Origin of the sequence: Aminobacter aganoensis (assembly GCF_014206975.1) — a bacterium.
Taxonomy (GTDB): domain Bacteria; phylum Pseudomonadota; class Alphaproteobacteria; order Rhizobiales; family Rhizobiaceae; genus Aminobacter; species Aminobacter aganoensis.
In genome coordinates, this window is the sequence record NZ_JACHOU010000002.1 from 455,410 (window position 1) to 468,289 (window position 12,880).

Sequence of the window (12,880 nt, forward strand, 5' to 3'; positions counted from 1 at the left end):
TCAATCGATGTCGCGGAGGTCCGCGATCTGGAATTCGAGGAAGTCGATCATCTCTTCGATCGACATTGCATGCAGCGCCATGCCGATCATGTTTTCGAGCGCGGCCTTGTTGGCGCGCTTGAGATAATCGGCTGTCGCCTGCTCTGAAATACGGTCAAGGTCGCGGTCGGACATGGTGTCCTCGCTGATGGTGGAATTGGCGTTGTGGTTCGAACGGAAGCCTTTTGACATGGGCTTCCTCCCACTATCCCCGCAGGGCGGGAGGGTCAGGACGGGCCGGGCTTGATACCGGCTACTGCAAGGGGCGGTCACCCTCGATGTGCACTCCGATCCACAAGGTACGGCCAAGACCACAGTCGCCGTTTTTATGGTCATCTGGTTTGCTACGCTGGCGGGCACACACATACCGCCTCGATAGCCGCTTTGCGTTTCCTTCAACGCCGCCGTCCTGAACTGCTTGGGAGCATAGGCACTCACCGAACCGAGCCCTGTGTCTGACATCAACGCCGTTCGGTCGTGGCTTAACGATGCCGGTCAGACACGTTGCCGTGCTGACGTACTCCCAACTGTGAATTTGGAATTGCTTACGCACTTCGTCGGGGGCCTATTGCCTCGACGGGAACGGGTGCTAGACGCTCAACCCTATGGCTGCGTACTGATCAGCAAATCGTCCCGAAGCGGTTATCGCTGATATTCGCTGAAAAATCAACATCTCGTGCATGACCAAATCAAGAACACGAGATATGGCTGACTACGCCGCCTGTATCAGGTCTTCCGGGACAAGGACCGTCTGATCCTTGCCCAGCATCCTCGACAGGACGAGCTTGGCAAATCCAGGCTTTACCTTGCCTTCCCTGAATGTGGCGGTGATGTTGTCAAACGGCCCGCCTATGATCAGAACCTTGTCTCCGTGGATGAAACCTGATCTCGGCCGCTTGCCCTGATCGAATGCACCGTCGGCGCAGAGGTAGCGCAGCTGCTCCACGGCTTTTTCATCGACAGGCAGGGCTCTATCCGTTCCCGGTGCCCTGACAATGCTGGCGACGTGCCTAAAACGGCGATCATGCTTATTCACGGTCTTGGTCTGCTCGATGGATAGCTGGGCGAACAGATAGCCCGGCATGAGCAGCATCTCTGTTTCCTTGCGCTGGCCCTTGGTATGCTTGATCAAGGTGAAGCGCTTGAAGGTCGGCATGAAATGGTTGATGTCGGCTTCCTTCAGCTCGTCCGCTGCGCGTCTGTCGCCATGGACAGTCGGGCGCACAACATACCAGTTCGGCTTCTGCTCGGTCATGAATGATCCTTCTGGTATGGGCTCGGGAGTTCTTTGGCGGCGGATCGTTCGATGTTGAGGCGGTGAAGCGCTTCGGCCTCGGAAATCAGGTGGTAGGCCGCGATCTGCACCGTGTCCCAGCCCTTGCGGAAGAGTTCGAGGGCTGAAAGCGGATTGACCTTGTGCTTCGATGGGCCGCGCCCTCGCGTCTCTTCGAAACCTGCGTAGGGGATCAGCGCCATCGGACCTGTCCCCCAAACTGCTCTTTCGACTTCGAGTGCGTCCGAAATGTTGTTTTCGCTACGCTTCATCCCTGCTCTCCCCCTTCATTTCGAATAGCGGAGGCGATGTCTTGGACCGCGCTGTTTGCCCAGTCTTGCGGGGTGGTGTGCCTGAGTTTGCCACCCACCTCGCCAAACGTGACAAGCCATTGTTCAGCGATCTGCGCACACCGCTCGCGTTCCTCGGCCTTGGCCTCCATAATCGCCGTGGCGACGTCGGCAATCGCGTCACCTTTCCAGACGTGGACCGTTGCAATCCGGTCAACGATTTCCTGCGCCTTCTTCTCGATGTCAGCGGGTATGGTCATTGGGCTGGGTCTCCGGCGTCGAGATAGCGAAGTTGCCACGTTGGGTGATACGAACCGCTGTGCTTTGAGCCATCGAGGCGGATAAGCAGGTATGGCCCCCGCGTGCCGGTGATGGTGCCAAATTTGCCCCGCGCATCCTTGAACGGGTTGTATTCGACGCGCCCGCCCCGCTTGGCGGGGACTCCATAATTGCTCCTGACCCATTCGATGCTCATTTCGTCTCCCTGGTATTGGAGAGGGCGGCGTGGCGCAGGAAGGCTGCTGTTGCCAAGATATGGTCGTTGCCTTGATTGCGGTTATCGGCCTTGCGGCGCTCCACGAGGGCGTCAATCTCTGAGGCGCAGGCGTCTATGGCTGCGCGGGCCTTATCCATGAGGTCGTACCGCATCGGGTGATCTTCGAATGCCCGGTTCCGGCAATTGGGGACCATCGGGAACATCGCCCTTGCGACCTTCTCCACCATGTCAGTCATCGTGCCGCCTCCATGTGTGTTCTTGCGATGTCAGTCACCGCATACCGGGAGTCAGAACGCCCGCCGGACCGCCGTAGAGGCTCGCCAAACAGCAGCGCGCCCTTGGTCATCAGCCCTTCGACCAGTGAATGGGAAACCTCTGGCCCGTTCGGCTCCAGCGTCCACCAGACCGTGCGTTCCCTGTCGAAATGGCACCACAGCGCCAAGCCGCCGATGATCTGCTTGAGCAATTCGGATTGAGCCGGGGTCAGGCGCATTGAGCCTTCTCCACGATCTGCAGGCTTTCGCCGCCATAGAGGAAATGCAGGTATGGCAACGACACCGGGACGATTTCAGCAGTGCGGGGTCCAAGTGGATTGCTGGCCGGCACCTGCTTCAAGGTGATCGCGCGGATTCCGAACGCGCGGCCGATCATCCGCCAGGAATGGCCGGCGAGGCGCATCCGTTGGGCTTCGGCAACATGGCATTCCTGCATTTTCGACATGACGCTTACTCCTACGCAGCTTTCGAACGTGACTTCGGTGCCGGGCCATAGATGATGCCGAGGCAGGCAACCCACTTCGCGCCGGCCGGGATCTGCCTGGTCAGGCTCAGCCGGCGGAACACATCGAGGTTGGCGTCTTCGACCAGCACGGGAAGGTGCGCGTTTTCGGCCAGCGCCTTCTGGCGCTTGATCAGGAATGGTGGGGTCGGGCCGGAATGGTACGCTGGGGCCGGTAGCCGTGGGCGGGCCCGGATGTCTATAAACTCCTGCCGCCTGCGAACTTCTTCAATGAATTCCGGCCCGGAGGGGGCAAACTTCTTCGACTGGTCCTTCACGTCGCCAGCCGCGAACCGTTCCGACGCCTCGATTATCGCCTGATCAGTCTGGCCAGCGCATAGCTTGCCCAGCGTTGCGAACAAGAGCTCGTAGTTCTGGCTTGTCTGGGGAAAGCAGTTCAGCATCTGTGTTATCGAATCTTCCGCCTGCTGGTTCATTTCGCTTGATCCTTCGGGATATGTTGGCTTCGACGGCGGTTTGGTGGCGGCCTGGCGGTGAACCCGAGTGCTGTGCCGGTGGCGGCGAATGGCTGTTGTTTTGCTTGCGATCGAGCCATGAGACGACAAAGCGCCGCATCCCTTTGCGGGTTTTCCGGCGTGTGGGATTGGCGATCAGCCAGGAGCGCATGGCACCAAGCTGCTGGATGACATCAACAGCGGGGAATGAGGCTCGCCATTCGGCAACATCCGATTCCGAGACCGGGTACATCTCACCCGAAACGCATGGAAGCTCGAATGCAGTCGGCGAAGCGACCACGACCGGAGCGGATTTTTCCGGCTCCGGGCAAGAGGATGCGTTAGCATCCGATATATCTGTATCTGTATCTGTCTCTTGGGCCGTCACCTCACCGTCACGTGACGGTTGCGTTACGTCACGCGTTACGTTCTCTTGCGTAACGTTATGGTCACGGTCGCGTTGTTGAACGTCAGATTTAGACTTGATGCGTTCGCGATATCGGCGCTGCCGTTCCTTAGCCCCGTCACTGTCGTATTGACGCTCCCCCCACTTCGCCACCATCCCGCCACCGATGCGGCCGAGACTTTCCAAGCCAGCGAGAATAGAACCCATGTCAGCGTCATCACATCGAAGAAAGTAAGCGGCCTCTCCGGTGTCGAATTCAAAGCGACCTCCTTCGTTTATCTCTGCAGCGCTTTCGAGAAGCGCGCCCCAAACCCACACCACACGCTCGACTGGCTGCTTTACGCGCACGGCCACCCGGACGAGTTTTTCGTCACGCATCATTCCTGCGTAATGGCGGAACCACCTGCTCAAGCCGCGATTCCTTGTTCCGTCTGCTGAATCAGCACGACACAGCCAGGGCCATCCTCAGCCCACTCAAACGAGAGCTTGCGGACGAAGTGGTTGCTGTCGTCTTCGATCAGGCCGTTGGCCTTGAGCGTGTCGAGAATGCACTTGCCGAGGTTGTCAGCGTCCCGTGCGCGCTTGTCGGGCGCCACGAGGCGGACATAGACAGACACCTGCCCCTTGAGCTTGTTCGGCCGCTGCTGGGCGATCACAGCCCATGCTTCACGGCCATAGGCCTTGTAGCGCGGGGTCGGCACACGGCCCCTGCCCTTCACGTTGGTGAAGCAGTCATGCAGCGGGACCGGGAAAGGCAGTTCAACGCGCGTCATGCATCCTCCAAACGTCGGAGAACGACGAGCAGGCCCGTTGAGCCAGCATTTCCACATGCAACGCGACGGACGTAGCCACGGGCAATGAGTTGGTTCAGATACGAATGGAAAGTCCCATAGGCGCGATAGCCAAGATCGGCCGCAACGTGTTTGCGCGGGATCTCAATCAGGTTTCCGACCGGCGCCAAGCCTGTCAGGTACGAAAGCAGAATCTCGCCGCACGGGGATGGGTGCTTGGCCTTCATGCCATACCCCCCCCTATTCCGAGATTGACATATAGGGCCAATGGTCCTAAGTTGACTGCGACAAGATCGGAGTTGCAGCCATGAACATTGAAGCCTTCCTCGCCGAACAGCTTGCCCGCCCGATGACGCATCGCGTCGTCACGACCTACGCCGACGGCAACACCAAGAGCCATGACACGTTCGGCGCTGCTCAGGCTGAGAATTGGGCCGTTGGCGAGCGCCGGAAGATTGGCCGCGACCTGACCGACCGTACGACGGGTTCCACCGTTCGCGTGGTATCGGTCGAGGTTGCCGCCCTCGCATGACGCCCGTTGATCTTGAGAGGCGAGCCTCATCTCTTTTCGGGCCTGACTGGCAGTCCGCACTTGCGCGACGCATCCGCGTAGACCCGCGAACCGTTCGGCGCTGGAAGGCAGGCGACCGCGAAATCCCCGAATGGCTGGACGTGATGCTGGAGTTGCTGGAGCGGTGATCATGATGTAGCCCTCCGAATTGAGGGCAATCCATAGACATCTATGAATGCCGCTATAACTTCCGCCGCGGCTTCCGGTACGATCGCATTGCCGCCAACGCGCCAGAGATCCACTCGGCCGGGAAGCCCATCAACCAGAAAGCGAATACCGGATTGGGCGCGCCGCGCTTTGTCGTCGTGGCAGACGATCCAGTCGGCGTCGGACCAGTAGGTTCCATTTCGAAGCAAAGACCGTTGAGAAGCGGTTCGCCTGAACGCGCTCCCGACCTCGCCTTCCTTCCACCCTGCACGTCCGCCACGGTTGGCGTCGGCATGTAGGCTAATGCCGTCGCCGCCAGATAGTCGTTCAAGTTCGCCATGCCGTGGCCATTCGCCTTGTGCTTCGCCACGTATTCCGGCGAATGAGGTGGAAAGCCGTCCCGAGCCTGTGCTGTCGGCCACATTGATTGCGGTACCTGCGCCATCTGCCTCGGCAACTGGTCGACCCTGTTCCGGTCGCCTGCTTCCGTTGCCATGCCCGCGCTGTCCTTCCAGTCCCGAGCCGAAGGCGTCACCCAGGGTGACGCCTGATGCATCTGCGCCGGCAGAGGCTGGCCGCCAGCTCCGAAACTCATGTTCGGGCCACCCTTCTCCCCATCCGAAGCTCTCGGCGTCGACCACGTTGATTGCGGACCAGTATTGCCGGTTCCGTTGGTGTGGCGCGTCGACACTGCAAGCCGGGAAATCGACTGACCGGCTGGCGTAGTTTTCTCGCGCCAGATCAGCGCGGACTCCGTCGAACCAACCGTAGCCAGCCGCTCCCGCAACCTGCTCTCCCATGATGACAGGGGGCCGGGCGGCACGGGCGAGGCGATGTACGTCCGGCCACAGATGCCTTGGATCATCGGTTCCTTCCCCTTTGCCGGCCGCCGAGAACGGCTGGCAGGGGCATGAAGCGGTCCAGATGGGAGCCCAGTCAGGCCAGCCAGCAAGTCGAGCTGCGACGGACCAGAGCCCGCCTCCAGCGAAGAGATGGACTTGGGTGAATTTTGCAAGGTCATCGGGCGTCAGTTCCTTGATGGAGCGCGTGTCGACGACGCCTGGCGCGATCACGCCGTCGTCAATCATTCGGCGGAGAATGTGGGCCGCTGCCGGGTCAATCTCGTTGTAGAGGGCCGTCATGCCGCAGCCCCTTTCCGCTCTATCGATCGGCGATAGTCATCAGCGATGGCGTGAAGGGTTTCGACCTGATACCGCATCCGCTCGCCCTCATGGTCGGGGCGCTTGTTGCGGCCTTGGCCATGCTGCTCGAGCCATGTCGTCTTGGCCTGGATGATGCCGTTGAGGCAGTCGAGCTTGTCCTGGAGGGTCATAGCAATGCCTCCTGCTTCGGAGCCCGCACGGGCTCAGCCGGGTTCCGCCACTTGTCGTAGTCGGCCTCTATCTGCGGGAAATTGACCGGGTGCTGAGCCCTGAAATCAGGAAGGTATTGACCGGCAACCCAGCCACCACGCCCGTCCTGGACAAGCCACCGGCCTTGCGTCCATCGAGACATCGAAATCTTGAAGTGGGAGAAGTCCTGCCTCGTGACGAAGCCGCGCTTTTCGAGCGTGACCACGATCTTGATTGCCCGTATTTTCCAGTCCGTCAGAGCAATGGGGGCACTGGCGCCAGCAGCGACGTCAGGAACCCATTCGGGCAGATCGAGCCGCCGCGCGGGCGCGAGTTCATGCCAGACTTCGTTCCAGTACTGGTCCGTGGCTGTCGGGAGATCTGGCCATATCGGCGAGCGGACTACTCCGGGTTCGCGCGGCCGATGGACAACGACAGTGACGCATAGGAGCCGACACAACTCGGCCAGTTCGCGGTTATGAGCCTCGGGAACCAGCACTGCACGGCAATCGGGCCCCGGCATTGCGACATAGCTTCGACGGCAGTCTTCTGCGGCCTGAAGGATCACCTTGGCATTGAGTTTGAGCTTGGCCTCGACCCCGATCTGAAAACCGTCGGCGCGGGACAACAGAATGTCGAAACCTCCGGTTTCTGGATAGGCGGTCCAGTTCGCTGGCAAGGCTGCGATGAATGCTTGGCAGAGGTCGGACTCCTTGGCGAATGTCGTCATGCCGCCCTCGCCTTCTTCCGGCGATCGACGAGCGTATAGCCCTCGCCCCAGACGGTTTCGATGTGGAGGTCGAAGGGCTTCAACTTGCGGCGGATGCGGCAGATGAAGACGTCAACAACCCTGTCATAAGGCTCGTCGCTCCGGTTGCTGTAGAGAGCCTGCATGATCGCCGATTTGCTGGCGAGTTCGCGCGTCGTCAGAAAGGCATAGATCCGCTTCTCGTAGTTCGTCAGTTTCCATTCGACTGGTATGTGAACGCTGGGCGGAGCCAGGGCTTCCTCAAGCTGGCGCACCTGCTCCTGCAGCGTTTCGATCTCGCGCCGCTGCCGGATGACGAGATCGTCGACGCCAGTCATGCCGCGACCTTCCGCAGCAGATCATCAGCCCTGCGTTCGCCCTCGGTGCCGCGACCAACAGACCGCAATGCATGGTGGGCGCAATACGGGCTGTCGAGCACACTGGGATGACCGCAGAACAGGTGATCCTCGCCCTTGGCTGCATCATTGACCGCCCAGCGGCATTCGAAGCGGCTGAGATCAGCGAGCGGGACATGACGCGACGCAGCATCATAATCGGCGCTGCGGATGGCAGGCACTGCAGGTTCCATTCGCTTGACCTTTGCGGATAGCGGGATGACGGCGCTCTTTCGTGGGCTGGACGCTGGCTTGAGTTTTTTCGCGGGCTTGATCTGGGCTGCTTCGCCTGTGGGGCGGCCGCCAGGATTTGCCCAGAACCCGATTTCGCGCAGGGTCCGGTCCCGGTGGACGATGCCGATAATCATGTTGCGAGTGACTTCGGAGCCGCGCTCGCGCGACAGCGCATTAGCGATCTGCGAGGCGCTGAGCTTGTCCCGCAGCTTGCGGGCGATGAATTCGATCTCATCCGGGGAATAGCTCGGGATCATGGCTATGCGGCCTCCCCACCAAAGAGCGGACCAAAATCCGGAGAAATTGCCTTCTGCGGAACCCGCCATTCCGTTTCGATGCGCCTGCGCGACATCTCGGCGTATTCAGGGTTGAGTTCGATCAGCGCCGCGCGCCGTCCGTGGCGCAGCGCGACCAGCGCCGTGGTTCCGGCCCCGCCGAACGGGTCGAGCACCAGCCCACCTTTTGGACAGCCGGCGAGAATGCAGCGCTCGGCGAGTTCCGGCGGGAACGTGGCAAAGTGGGCATCGCTGAAGGGCTGCGTGGCGATGTTCCAGACACTAACGGGTGCCGGCTCATAATTGCGAAGGTTGCGGCCGAACCCGCGGAGCGTAGCTTCTATGCCTGTGTGGTTGACACCACCAGCATGGCGCGGACTGGCAACGTCCGTAGCGCGAATCTTGGTGCGGGGACCGCCAACGGCCTTCATGGTGCCATTTGTCTTGGCGCCACCGTTGGCCCTATGTGAGCCTTCCTGGCTTTCGACATCTTGCGACCAGCGTCCGTTGCTGGCTTCAGCAGATGGCTGGCGCACAGCTTCTGCGTCATAGAAGTAGCGGGCGGACTTCGACAGGAGGAAAATCTTCTCGTGACTGGTCGCCGGACGGTCGCGGATGCTTTCGGGCATCGGGTTCGGCTTCGCCCAGATGATTTCCGAGCGGACCCACCAGCCATCTTCCTGCAGCGCGATCGCCAGGCGGTTTGGCACCATGCAAAGGTCTTTGGCCTTCAGCGCGCCGCCGATGGTTGAGAAGGGCTTGTCTCGGAAGGTGCGGTCGTCGTTACCTGTTGCCTTCGTGTCTGCTGCCGAGCGGCCATTCGGGCTGGTGGCGTAGCAGTCGCCGTAATTGATCCAGAGCGTGCCAGCCGGTTTGAGCACGCGGCGAATTTCGCGGAAGACAGCAACCATGACTGCCAGATGCTCGGCCAGCGTCGGCTCGAGGCCGATCTGCCCGTCGACGCCATAGTCGCGCAGCCCCCAATAGGGCGGCGACGTCACCACACAGTCGACGGAGTTGTCCGGCAGCAACGCGAGCTGCGCCAGGCAGTCGCCGACAAAGAGCGTGACGCGCCCGTCGAGGAACCGCCCGTAGGCGTCCATCCAATCATGGGTATCGCCACGCAAGCGCTTGGCCTCTATGGCCGCGTCATAGCTCTTGCGGGCGTCGTCGGCGGGATCGTAGTCGCTCATGCCTGTTCAAGCCTTCGAATGACGGTGAAGATTCCGCTGGTGCCGGCGTAGCCGCGGGCGATCTGGCGGATGCGACGAGTGGAGACCAGTTCGCGGATCAGGACCGCGAACGTCTGGGAGCTTCCGATCTCAAGGTCTTCCATGATCCACTTGCGAGGAACCTCGAAGGTCTCGCCAACGGGAGCCAGGCCAGTGAAATAGGACAGCAGGACTGCGGCGCGCGGCGTCATCCCATCCTCGCGCCGGCAAAGAAGCAAAGCTGCTTCAAAGAGGTTGGGAGCAGACAGATATGGTAGAGCCCGTCGGGGCTATCCTTGGTCTCGGCATAGGGGATGACATACGAGCGCGGGCCGGTTTTCGCGGTGATGAAGTCATGGTCGCCCGGGAGAAGCGTGACCTCGTAGCCCGAAGGGCCTTCCTTGACCCTGGTGGCAGGGACGGTGCCACAGTCCCGATTGGAACAGCACGAAAGAGGATACCTCCACCCGCTCGGGGCCTCATGCGCCTTGGCGTTGGTCGCGGCAAGAACAGCCATCCCAAGCGCTGCGATACCAGCTATCCCGGCTCCCCAGCACAGCACATGGAGCACGACGCGAACGGCCGTCGAGCTGCGCACCGGCTCGCCGTCACAGCGCTCATCGATGCATCCGCACGCTGGCCAGATCGAACAGCCATCGTCCATCGACGTATCGGTTAGGTATGGATAGCCGTTCTGCTTCATATGCCGTCCCCTTGTCCGTAGTTTCGATGTCGTGTCTGGCCAGTTCGTCGACCTCCTCTTCGGAGGCGTGACGAACGAAAACTTTGCGGAGCGCTGTCATCAGGAGCGCTCAGCCGTTGGCCTTCATGGCTTCTTTCGACGCTTGAACGCGCGCCACCAAATGCGCAGCTTCAGCTGCCAGATCTTCCAGATTGTCATCGCTACCCAGGGCCTTTTCGATCTCGATCTCGCGCAGCAGTTTCTGGACCTCGCTCTCGCAAAGGTTCAGGTATGCCGACCTGATCTGGTGGTAGAGCCCCGTGTCGCAGGTCTTCGCCCGCTTTGTTCTGAGATGGTTCAGCGTCCAGAACGGGATGCTGTACCGGCGCGCGATGCGCTTGAGAGCGTTGAGCTGATCGCCCCAGCCCGAGCTCTCCTTTTCGACCATGCGATTTACATAGCCACCCGCCTTCGTGGCGTAGTCGCAGCTACTCATAATCTTTGGCTCCGAATGCTGAGATTTTGTGCACTTCATGCTGCCAGTCCTTCGCTAGGTTTTGCCCATGAGCGAAGGACGACGAAAGGAACTGGACGACGGCCACGACAGGTGGACCGAAGACGATGCGAAGGACGCTGCTCGATTGCTTGCGAGGCTGGAGCAGCGGTGTGCAGGGGCTTCGGGAGGCCTTCAAAACACTCCCGAAAAAATTCAAGGGCAGCCGAGCAGGCGCGGACACGCAGCCGCTCAAGGCGCTCAATATCAGATGGATTTCAGCCGCACTTCGTCCCCGTCGGCTGAAAAACGCGGGGAGGCCAGCGCCAAGCGCTAGGGCCTCCCCGCAATCACCTGACGCAAGGCGGGGGGTGGGGAATTGCGCCAGGGTGCCGGTCATGCTGCCGCCCTCGACTTGGTGCGCTCATTGGCACAGCCGGAGCACAGGACGGACAGCGACTTGATCTTGCACGATGCCGGGTTCAGACAGCCCGGCTCTTTGACTGGTTTCAGGAAGGCCGGAATTTCGGCCTCAGAGATTTGATTGGCGGCTTGCTCCGATTTGGCGACTACGGCCTCGGTCTCAACGACCGCCCGCACACCGGCGCCGGCATCAGAACTTGGTTCACTCAGATGGCCGCCGTCACCTGTTAGAGGCCGGTGGCGGGTAATCTCATGCGCATCAACTTCATCGGAAAGGTCTGCCCCGGAGACTTCGTTGACTTCGGAGGGGGTCGAAGCCTCCGGGGCACTCGACGTCGTGGAGGAACGATCCGTCGAGGGGGAAGCAATTGCCGAGCTTTCGTCGCCCGACTGCTCGGCGGAGTCGGCTGGCTCTTGGGTCGGGTTAACAGGCCGGCCCTGCGACAGAGTGCTTGCTGCGCCTTCGGCTGCATCATGGTCTTCGAAAATGACGCCGTCCTCATCGTGAGGCGGCAGGTCCGTCGCAATTCCGCTATGGCGCATGTTGATGTTGGCGCCGTTGTCGGAGCGATTTTTCTCAATGTTTTCTACGTGCGCAGGCGCGGGTCGCGCGGGAGCCTTCGAAAGGCCCTTGTTGAGCGCATTCATGTAGAGGTCGTACATCGCTTCCTGCTCCTGCACTTCGGCAGGATCGGCGTTCAGTTCCTTCCGCTTGTCACGGAACACAGCGCGCGTGGCCTTGGTGTCGTAGCCACCGCCCTTCATGTCTGCGAACAGGTCTTTGGATTCGTCGCCGAGCTTGCCCTTGGCATCTTCGATTTCCTGCCAGCGGCGGAAAAAGCCAGCAAACTGCTCAAAGGCGATGGTATCGTCGCTCATGCCGCCCGCTCCGGCTTGGTGGACGGTGCAGGCTCGAAAAACAGCTTATCCGACCACTTAATGCGCCGTTCCGCCGCCGCATCCCTGATGCGTTGCATCTCCTCGAGGGTCGGAGACCCGCCCTTTTCCCATCGGGAAACAGTTGCCTGCGTAACACCTGCAATCGCGGCAAACTCGGCCTGGCTGAGGCGGAACACGGTCTTGCGGATATGTCGGATAACGCTCATAGCGCATTTATACGCATACGCATACGATTAGGCAAGAGGATATGCGTTGGTGTATTTTATTTCCATGTCACCCCTTGATATGCGCTGGCGTATGGAGTTGAAAACAGCTATTCGCCGCCTGCGCACCGTCGCCAGTTTGAACCAAGGTGAGTTTGCCGATGTCCTCGGTGTAACTCAGCCCACGGTTTCAAGATGGGAGCGCGGGTCCAAGCCGGAGTTCGAGCACGTCGCGAAGCTGAAAGCCTTCGCCGATGAGCGTGGTATTGACTTTGACCTATCAGAGACAGGCTGGGAAACCGGCTGGACACAGACCGTGAGTATTTTTGGGTATGTCGGTGCCGGTGCCGAGGTCACACCCATACTTCACGATGACAACCATGGCATCGACCATGCTGAGGTCGACTTCCCTATCCCTGACGGGACAGGTGCTGTCATCGTTCGTGGCGATTCTCAAATGCCTGTATTTGAGGATGGGGATCTGGTCGGCTACCACAAGGAAGGCCGCCCGCCTCACGACTTGATCGGGCGGACTTGTATTCTCCGGCTGGCAGATGGGCGCATGTACATCAAAAAACTTCGCCGCGGATCGTCCGATGGGCTCTATACCCTGGTCAGTTCCAACGCCGCAGATATCGAAGATGTCGTGATTGAGTGGGCTGCTCCATTCCGCTTCCGTATTCCGCGGGAGGAATGGTCACGAATGTAAAAGCCTTGGG

At 60.4% G+C, this 12,880-nt stretch carries 25 protein-coding genes; 2 read left to right on the forward strand and 23 right to left on the reverse strand.

The genetic code is table 11. The features are described from left to right. The 12 genes from GGR00_RS06225 to GGR00_RS06280 all read right to left on the reverse strand — a co-directional run bounded on the left by GGR00_RS06225 (position 1) and on the right by GGR00_RS06280 (position 4,754). Positions 1 to 231: a hypothetical protein gene (locus tag GGR00_RS06225; RefSeq protein ID WP_184698573.1), complete on the reverse strand. Its 231-nt coding sequence runs from the start codon at positions 229 to 231 to the stop codon at positions 1 to 3. Between the two features lie 520 nt (positions 232 to 751). Continuing rightward, positions 752 to 1,294, reverse strand: a complete 543-nt coding sequence (gene nusG / locus GGR00_RS06230; protein ID WP_184698575.1) for a transcription termination/antitermination protein NusG — start codon at positions 1,292 to 1,294, stop codon at positions 752 to 754. Further along, positions 1,291 to 1,584: a hypothetical protein gene (locus tag GGR00_RS06235; RefSeq protein WP_184698577.1), complete on the reverse strand. Its 294-nt coding sequence runs from the start codon at positions 1,582 to 1,584 to the stop codon at positions 1,291 to 1,293. Before GGR00_RS06235 ends, nusG begins: the two co-directional genes overlap by 4 nt. Further along, positions 1,581 to 1,862: a hypothetical protein gene (locus GGR00_RS06240; RefSeq protein WP_184698579.1), complete on the reverse strand. Its 282-nt coding sequence runs from the start codon at positions 1,860 to 1,862 to the stop codon at positions 1,581 to 1,583. Before GGR00_RS06240 ends, GGR00_RS06235 begins: the two co-directional genes overlap by 4 nt. After that, the gene (locus GGR00_RS06245) at positions 1,859 to 2,077 is read right to left on the reverse strand and encodes a hypothetical protein (protein WP_184698581.1); all 219 of its coding nucleotides are present in this window, start codon (positions 2,075 to 2,077) and stop codon (positions 1,859 to 1,861) included. The genes GGR00_RS06240 and GGR00_RS06245 overlap by 4 nt, the downstream gene beginning before the upstream one ends. Then, the gene (locus GGR00_RS06250) at positions 2,074 to 2,334 is read right to left on the reverse strand and encodes a hypothetical protein (RefSeq protein ID WP_184698582.1); all 261 of its coding nucleotides are present in this window, start codon (positions 2,332 to 2,334) and stop codon (positions 2,074 to 2,076) included. The genes GGR00_RS06245 and GGR00_RS06250 overlap by 4 nt, the downstream gene beginning before the upstream one ends. Next, positions 2,331 to 2,591, reverse strand: a complete 261-nt coding sequence (locus tag GGR00_RS06255; protein WP_184698584.1) for a hypothetical protein — start codon at positions 2,589 to 2,591, stop codon at positions 2,331 to 2,333. Before GGR00_RS06255 ends, GGR00_RS06250 begins: the two co-directional genes overlap by 4 nt. Then, entirely contained in the window at positions 2,582 to 2,818 is a 237-nt protein-coding gene (locus GGR00_RS06260) for a hypothetical protein (protein WP_184698586.1), read from the reverse strand. The genes GGR00_RS06255 and GGR00_RS06260 overlap by 10 nt, the downstream gene beginning before the upstream one ends. A gap of 11 nt (positions 2,819 to 2,829) precedes the next feature. Beyond that, positions 2,830 to 3,153, reverse strand: coding sequence for a hypothetical protein (locus GGR00_RS06265; protein WP_184698588.1), 324 nt, complete (start codon positions 3,151 to 3,153; stop codon positions 2,830 to 2,832). Positions 3,154 to 3,196: 43 nt separating this feature from the next. After that, positions 3,197 to 4,147 (reverse strand): hypothetical protein, encoded by a 951-nt coding sequence (locus tag GGR00_RS28240; RefSeq protein ID WP_246441288.1) that lies wholly within the window; start codon positions 4,145 to 4,147, stop codon positions 3,197 to 3,199. Beyond that, positions 4,144 to 4,509, reverse strand: coding sequence for a RusA family crossover junction endodeoxyribonuclease (locus tag GGR00_RS06275; protein WP_184698590.1), 366 nt, complete (start codon positions 4,507 to 4,509; stop codon positions 4,144 to 4,146). Before GGR00_RS06275 ends, GGR00_RS28240 begins: the two co-directional genes overlap by 4 nt. Continuing rightward, a complete protein-coding gene (locus tag GGR00_RS06280) occupies positions 4,506 to 4,754 on the reverse strand; it encodes a hypothetical protein (protein WP_184698592.1) in 249 nt (82 codons plus the stop codon). The genes GGR00_RS06275 and GGR00_RS06280 overlap by 4 nt, the downstream gene beginning before the upstream one ends. A gap of 80 nt (positions 4,755 to 4,834) precedes the next feature. Between GGR00_RS06280 and GGR00_RS06285 the strand changes: the two genes are divergently transcribed. Continuing rightward, a complete protein-coding gene (locus GGR00_RS06285) occupies positions 4,835 to 5,059 on the forward strand; it encodes a hypothetical protein (protein WP_184698594.1) in 225 nt (74 codons plus the stop codon). A 167-nt stretch (positions 5,060 to 5,226) separates the two neighbouring features. Here the strand turns inward: GGR00_RS06285 and GGR00_RS06290 are convergent, their stop codons facing one another. From GGR00_RS06290 to GGR00_RS06340, 11 genes are all read right to left on the reverse strand, one after another. Next, a complete protein-coding gene (locus GGR00_RS06290) occupies positions 5,227 to 6,387 on the reverse strand; it encodes a DNA cytosine methyltransferase (protein WP_184698596.1) in 1,161 nt (386 codons plus the stop codon). Continuing rightward, positions 6,384 to 6,578, reverse strand: a complete 195-nt coding sequence (locus GGR00_RS06295; RefSeq protein ID WP_184698598.1) for a hypothetical protein — start codon at positions 6,576 to 6,578, stop codon at positions 6,384 to 6,386. The genes GGR00_RS06290 and GGR00_RS06295 overlap by 4 nt, the downstream gene beginning before the upstream one ends. After that, a complete protein-coding gene (locus GGR00_RS06300) occupies positions 6,575 to 7,327 on the reverse strand; it encodes a hypothetical protein (protein WP_184698600.1) in 753 nt (250 codons plus the stop codon). The genes GGR00_RS06295 and GGR00_RS06300 overlap by 4 nt, the downstream gene beginning before the upstream one ends. Continuing rightward, a complete protein-coding gene (locus GGR00_RS06305; protein ID WP_184698602.1) occupies positions 7,324 to 7,683 on the reverse strand; it encodes a helix-turn-helix domain-containing protein in 360 nt (119 codons plus the stop codon). Before GGR00_RS06305 ends, GGR00_RS06300 begins: the two co-directional genes overlap by 4 nt. Beyond that, positions 7,680 to 8,231, reverse strand: a complete 552-nt coding sequence (locus GGR00_RS06310) for a GcrA family cell cycle regulator (RefSeq protein WP_184698604.1) — start codon at positions 8,229 to 8,231, stop codon at positions 7,680 to 7,682. Before GGR00_RS06310 ends, GGR00_RS06305 begins: the two co-directional genes overlap by 4 nt. A 2-nt stretch (positions 8,232 to 8,233) precedes the next feature. Then, a complete protein-coding gene (locus tag GGR00_RS06315) occupies positions 8,234 to 9,352 on the reverse strand; it encodes a DNA-methyltransferase (protein WP_184698953.1) in 1,119 nt (372 codons plus the stop codon). Between the two features lie 86 nt (positions 9,353 to 9,438). Next, on the reverse strand, positions 9,439 to 9,672 hold the full coding sequence (locus GGR00_RS06320) for a hypothetical protein (protein WP_184698606.1): 234 nt from the start codon (positions 9,670 to 9,672) through the stop codon (positions 9,439 to 9,441). Beyond that, on the reverse strand, positions 9,669 to 10,163 hold the full coding sequence (locus GGR00_RS28245) for a hypothetical protein (protein ID WP_246441289.1): 495 nt from the start codon (positions 10,161 to 10,163) through the stop codon (positions 9,669 to 9,671). Before GGR00_RS28245 ends, GGR00_RS06320 begins: the two co-directional genes overlap by 4 nt. Positions 10,164 to 10,272: 109 nt before the next feature. Then, the gene (locus GGR00_RS06330; RefSeq protein ID WP_184698607.1) at positions 10,273 to 10,590 is read right to left on the reverse strand and encodes a hypothetical protein; all 318 of its coding nucleotides are present in this window, start codon (positions 10,588 to 10,590) and stop codon (positions 10,273 to 10,275) included. A gap of 441 nt (positions 10,591 to 11,031) precedes the next feature. Continuing rightward, the gene (locus GGR00_RS06335; protein WP_184698609.1) at positions 11,032 to 11,937 is read right to left on the reverse strand and encodes a GapR family DNA-binding domain-containing protein; all 906 of its coding nucleotides are present in this window, start codon (positions 11,935 to 11,937) and stop codon (positions 11,032 to 11,034) included. Continuing rightward, positions 11,934 to 12,164 carry a helix-turn-helix domain-containing protein gene (locus tag GGR00_RS06340; RefSeq protein WP_184698611.1) on the reverse strand — a complete coding sequence of 77 codons (231 nt, stop codon included), beginning with the start codon at positions 12,162 to 12,164 and terminating at the stop codon, positions 11,934 to 11,936. The genes GGR00_RS06335 and GGR00_RS06340 overlap by 4 nt, the downstream gene beginning before the upstream one ends. A gap of 49 nt (positions 12,165 to 12,213) precedes the next feature. Between GGR00_RS06340 and GGR00_RS06345 the strand changes: the two genes are divergently transcribed. Beyond that, positions 12,214 to 12,870: a helix-turn-helix domain-containing protein gene (locus GGR00_RS06345; RefSeq protein ID WP_343065524.1), complete on the forward strand. Its 657-nt coding sequence runs from the start codon at positions 12,214 to 12,216 to the stop codon at positions 12,868 to 12,870. Positions 12,871 to 12,880 lie beyond the last annotated feature (10 nt).

What these genes read in the sequence shown, in the direction of transcription:
- GGR00_RS28245 (WP_246441289.1), bottom strand. Translation starts at nt 10,163, where the DNA reads ATGAAGCAGAACGGCTATCCATACCTAACCGATACGTCGATGGACGAT.
- GGR00_RS06290 (WP_184698596.1), bottom strand. Translation starts at nt 6,387, where the DNA reads ATGACGGCCCTCTACAACGAGATTGACCCGGCAGCGGCCCACATTCTC.
- GGR00_RS06340 (WP_184698611.1), bottom strand. Translation starts at nt 12,164, where the DNA reads ATGAGCGTTATCCGACATATCCGCAAGACCGTGTTCCGCCTCAGCCAG.
- GGR00_RS06255 (WP_184698584.1), bottom strand. Translation starts at nt 2,591, where the DNA reads ATGCGCCTGACCCCGGCTCAATCCGAATTGCTCAAGCAGATCATCGGC.
- GGR00_RS06250 (WP_184698582.1), bottom strand. Translation starts at nt 2,334, where the DNA reads ATGACTGACATGGTGGAGAAGGTCGCAAGGGCGATGTTCCCGATGGTC.
- GGR00_RS06310 (WP_184698604.1), bottom strand. Translation starts at nt 8,231, where the DNA reads ATGATCCCGAGCTATTCCCCGGATGAGATCGAATTCATCGCCCGCAAG.
- GGR00_RS06285 (WP_184698594.1), top strand. Translation starts at nt 4,835, where the DNA reads ATGAACATTGAAGCCTTCCTCGCCGAACAGCTTGCCCGCCCGATGACG.
- GGR00_RS06240 (WP_184698579.1), bottom strand. Translation starts at nt 1,862, where the DNA reads ATGACCATACCCGCTGACATCGAGAAGAAGGCGCAGGAAATCGTTGAC.
- GGR00_RS06320 (WP_184698606.1), bottom strand. Translation starts at nt 9,672, where the DNA reads ATGACGCCGCGCGCCGCAGTCCTGCTGTCCTATTTCACTGGCCTGGCT.
- GGR00_RS06330 (WP_184698607.1), bottom strand. Translation starts at nt 10,590, where the DNA reads ATGGTCGAAAAGGAGAGCTCGGGCTGGGGCGATCAGCTCAACGCTCTC.
- GGR00_RS06260 (WP_184698586.1), bottom strand. Translation starts at nt 2,818, where the DNA reads ATGTCGAAAATGCAGGAATGCCATGTTGCCGAAGCCCAACGGATGCGC.
- GGR00_RS06245 (WP_184698581.1), bottom strand. Translation starts at nt 2,077, where the DNA reads ATGAGCATCGAATGGGTCAGGAGCAATTATGGAGTCCCCGCCAAGCGG.
- GGR00_RS06225 (WP_184698573.1), bottom strand. Translation starts at nt 231, where the DNA reads ATGTCAAAAGGCTTCCGTTCGAACCACAACGCCAATTCCACCATCAGC.
- GGR00_RS06295 (WP_184698598.1), bottom strand. Translation starts at nt 6,578, where the DNA reads ATGACCCTCCAGGACAAGCTCGACTGCCTCAACGGCATCATCCAGGCC.
- GGR00_RS06300 (WP_184698600.1), bottom strand. Translation starts at nt 7,327, where the DNA reads ATGACGACATTCGCCAAGGAGTCCGACCTCTGCCAAGCATTCATCGCA.
- GGR00_RS06335 (WP_184698609.1), bottom strand. Translation starts at nt 11,937, where the DNA reads ATGAGCGACGATACCATCGCCTTTGAGCAGTTTGCTGGCTTTTTCCGC.
- nusG (WP_184698575.1), bottom strand. Translation starts at nt 1,294, where the DNA reads ATGACCGAGCAGAAGCCGAACTGGTATGTTGTGCGCCCGACTGTCCAT.
- GGR00_RS06235 (WP_184698577.1), bottom strand. Translation starts at nt 1,584, where the DNA reads ATGAAGCGTAGCGAAAACAACATTTCGGACGCACTCGAAGTCGAAAGA.
- GGR00_RS06315 (WP_184698953.1), bottom strand. Translation starts at nt 9,352, where the DNA reads ATGGACGCCTACGGGCGGTTCCTCGACGGGCGCGTCACGCTCTTTGTC.
- GGR00_RS06275 (WP_184698590.1), bottom strand. Translation starts at nt 4,509, where the DNA reads ATGACGCGCGTTGAACTGCCTTTCCCGGTCCCGCTGCATGACTGCTTC.
- GGR00_RS06280 (WP_184698592.1), bottom strand. Translation starts at nt 4,754, where the DNA reads ATGAAGGCCAAGCACCCATCCCCGTGCGGCGAGATTCTGCTTTCGTAC.
- GGR00_RS06305 (WP_184698602.1), bottom strand. Translation starts at nt 7,683, where the DNA reads ATGACTGGCGTCGACGATCTCGTCATCCGGCAGCGGCGCGAGATCGAA.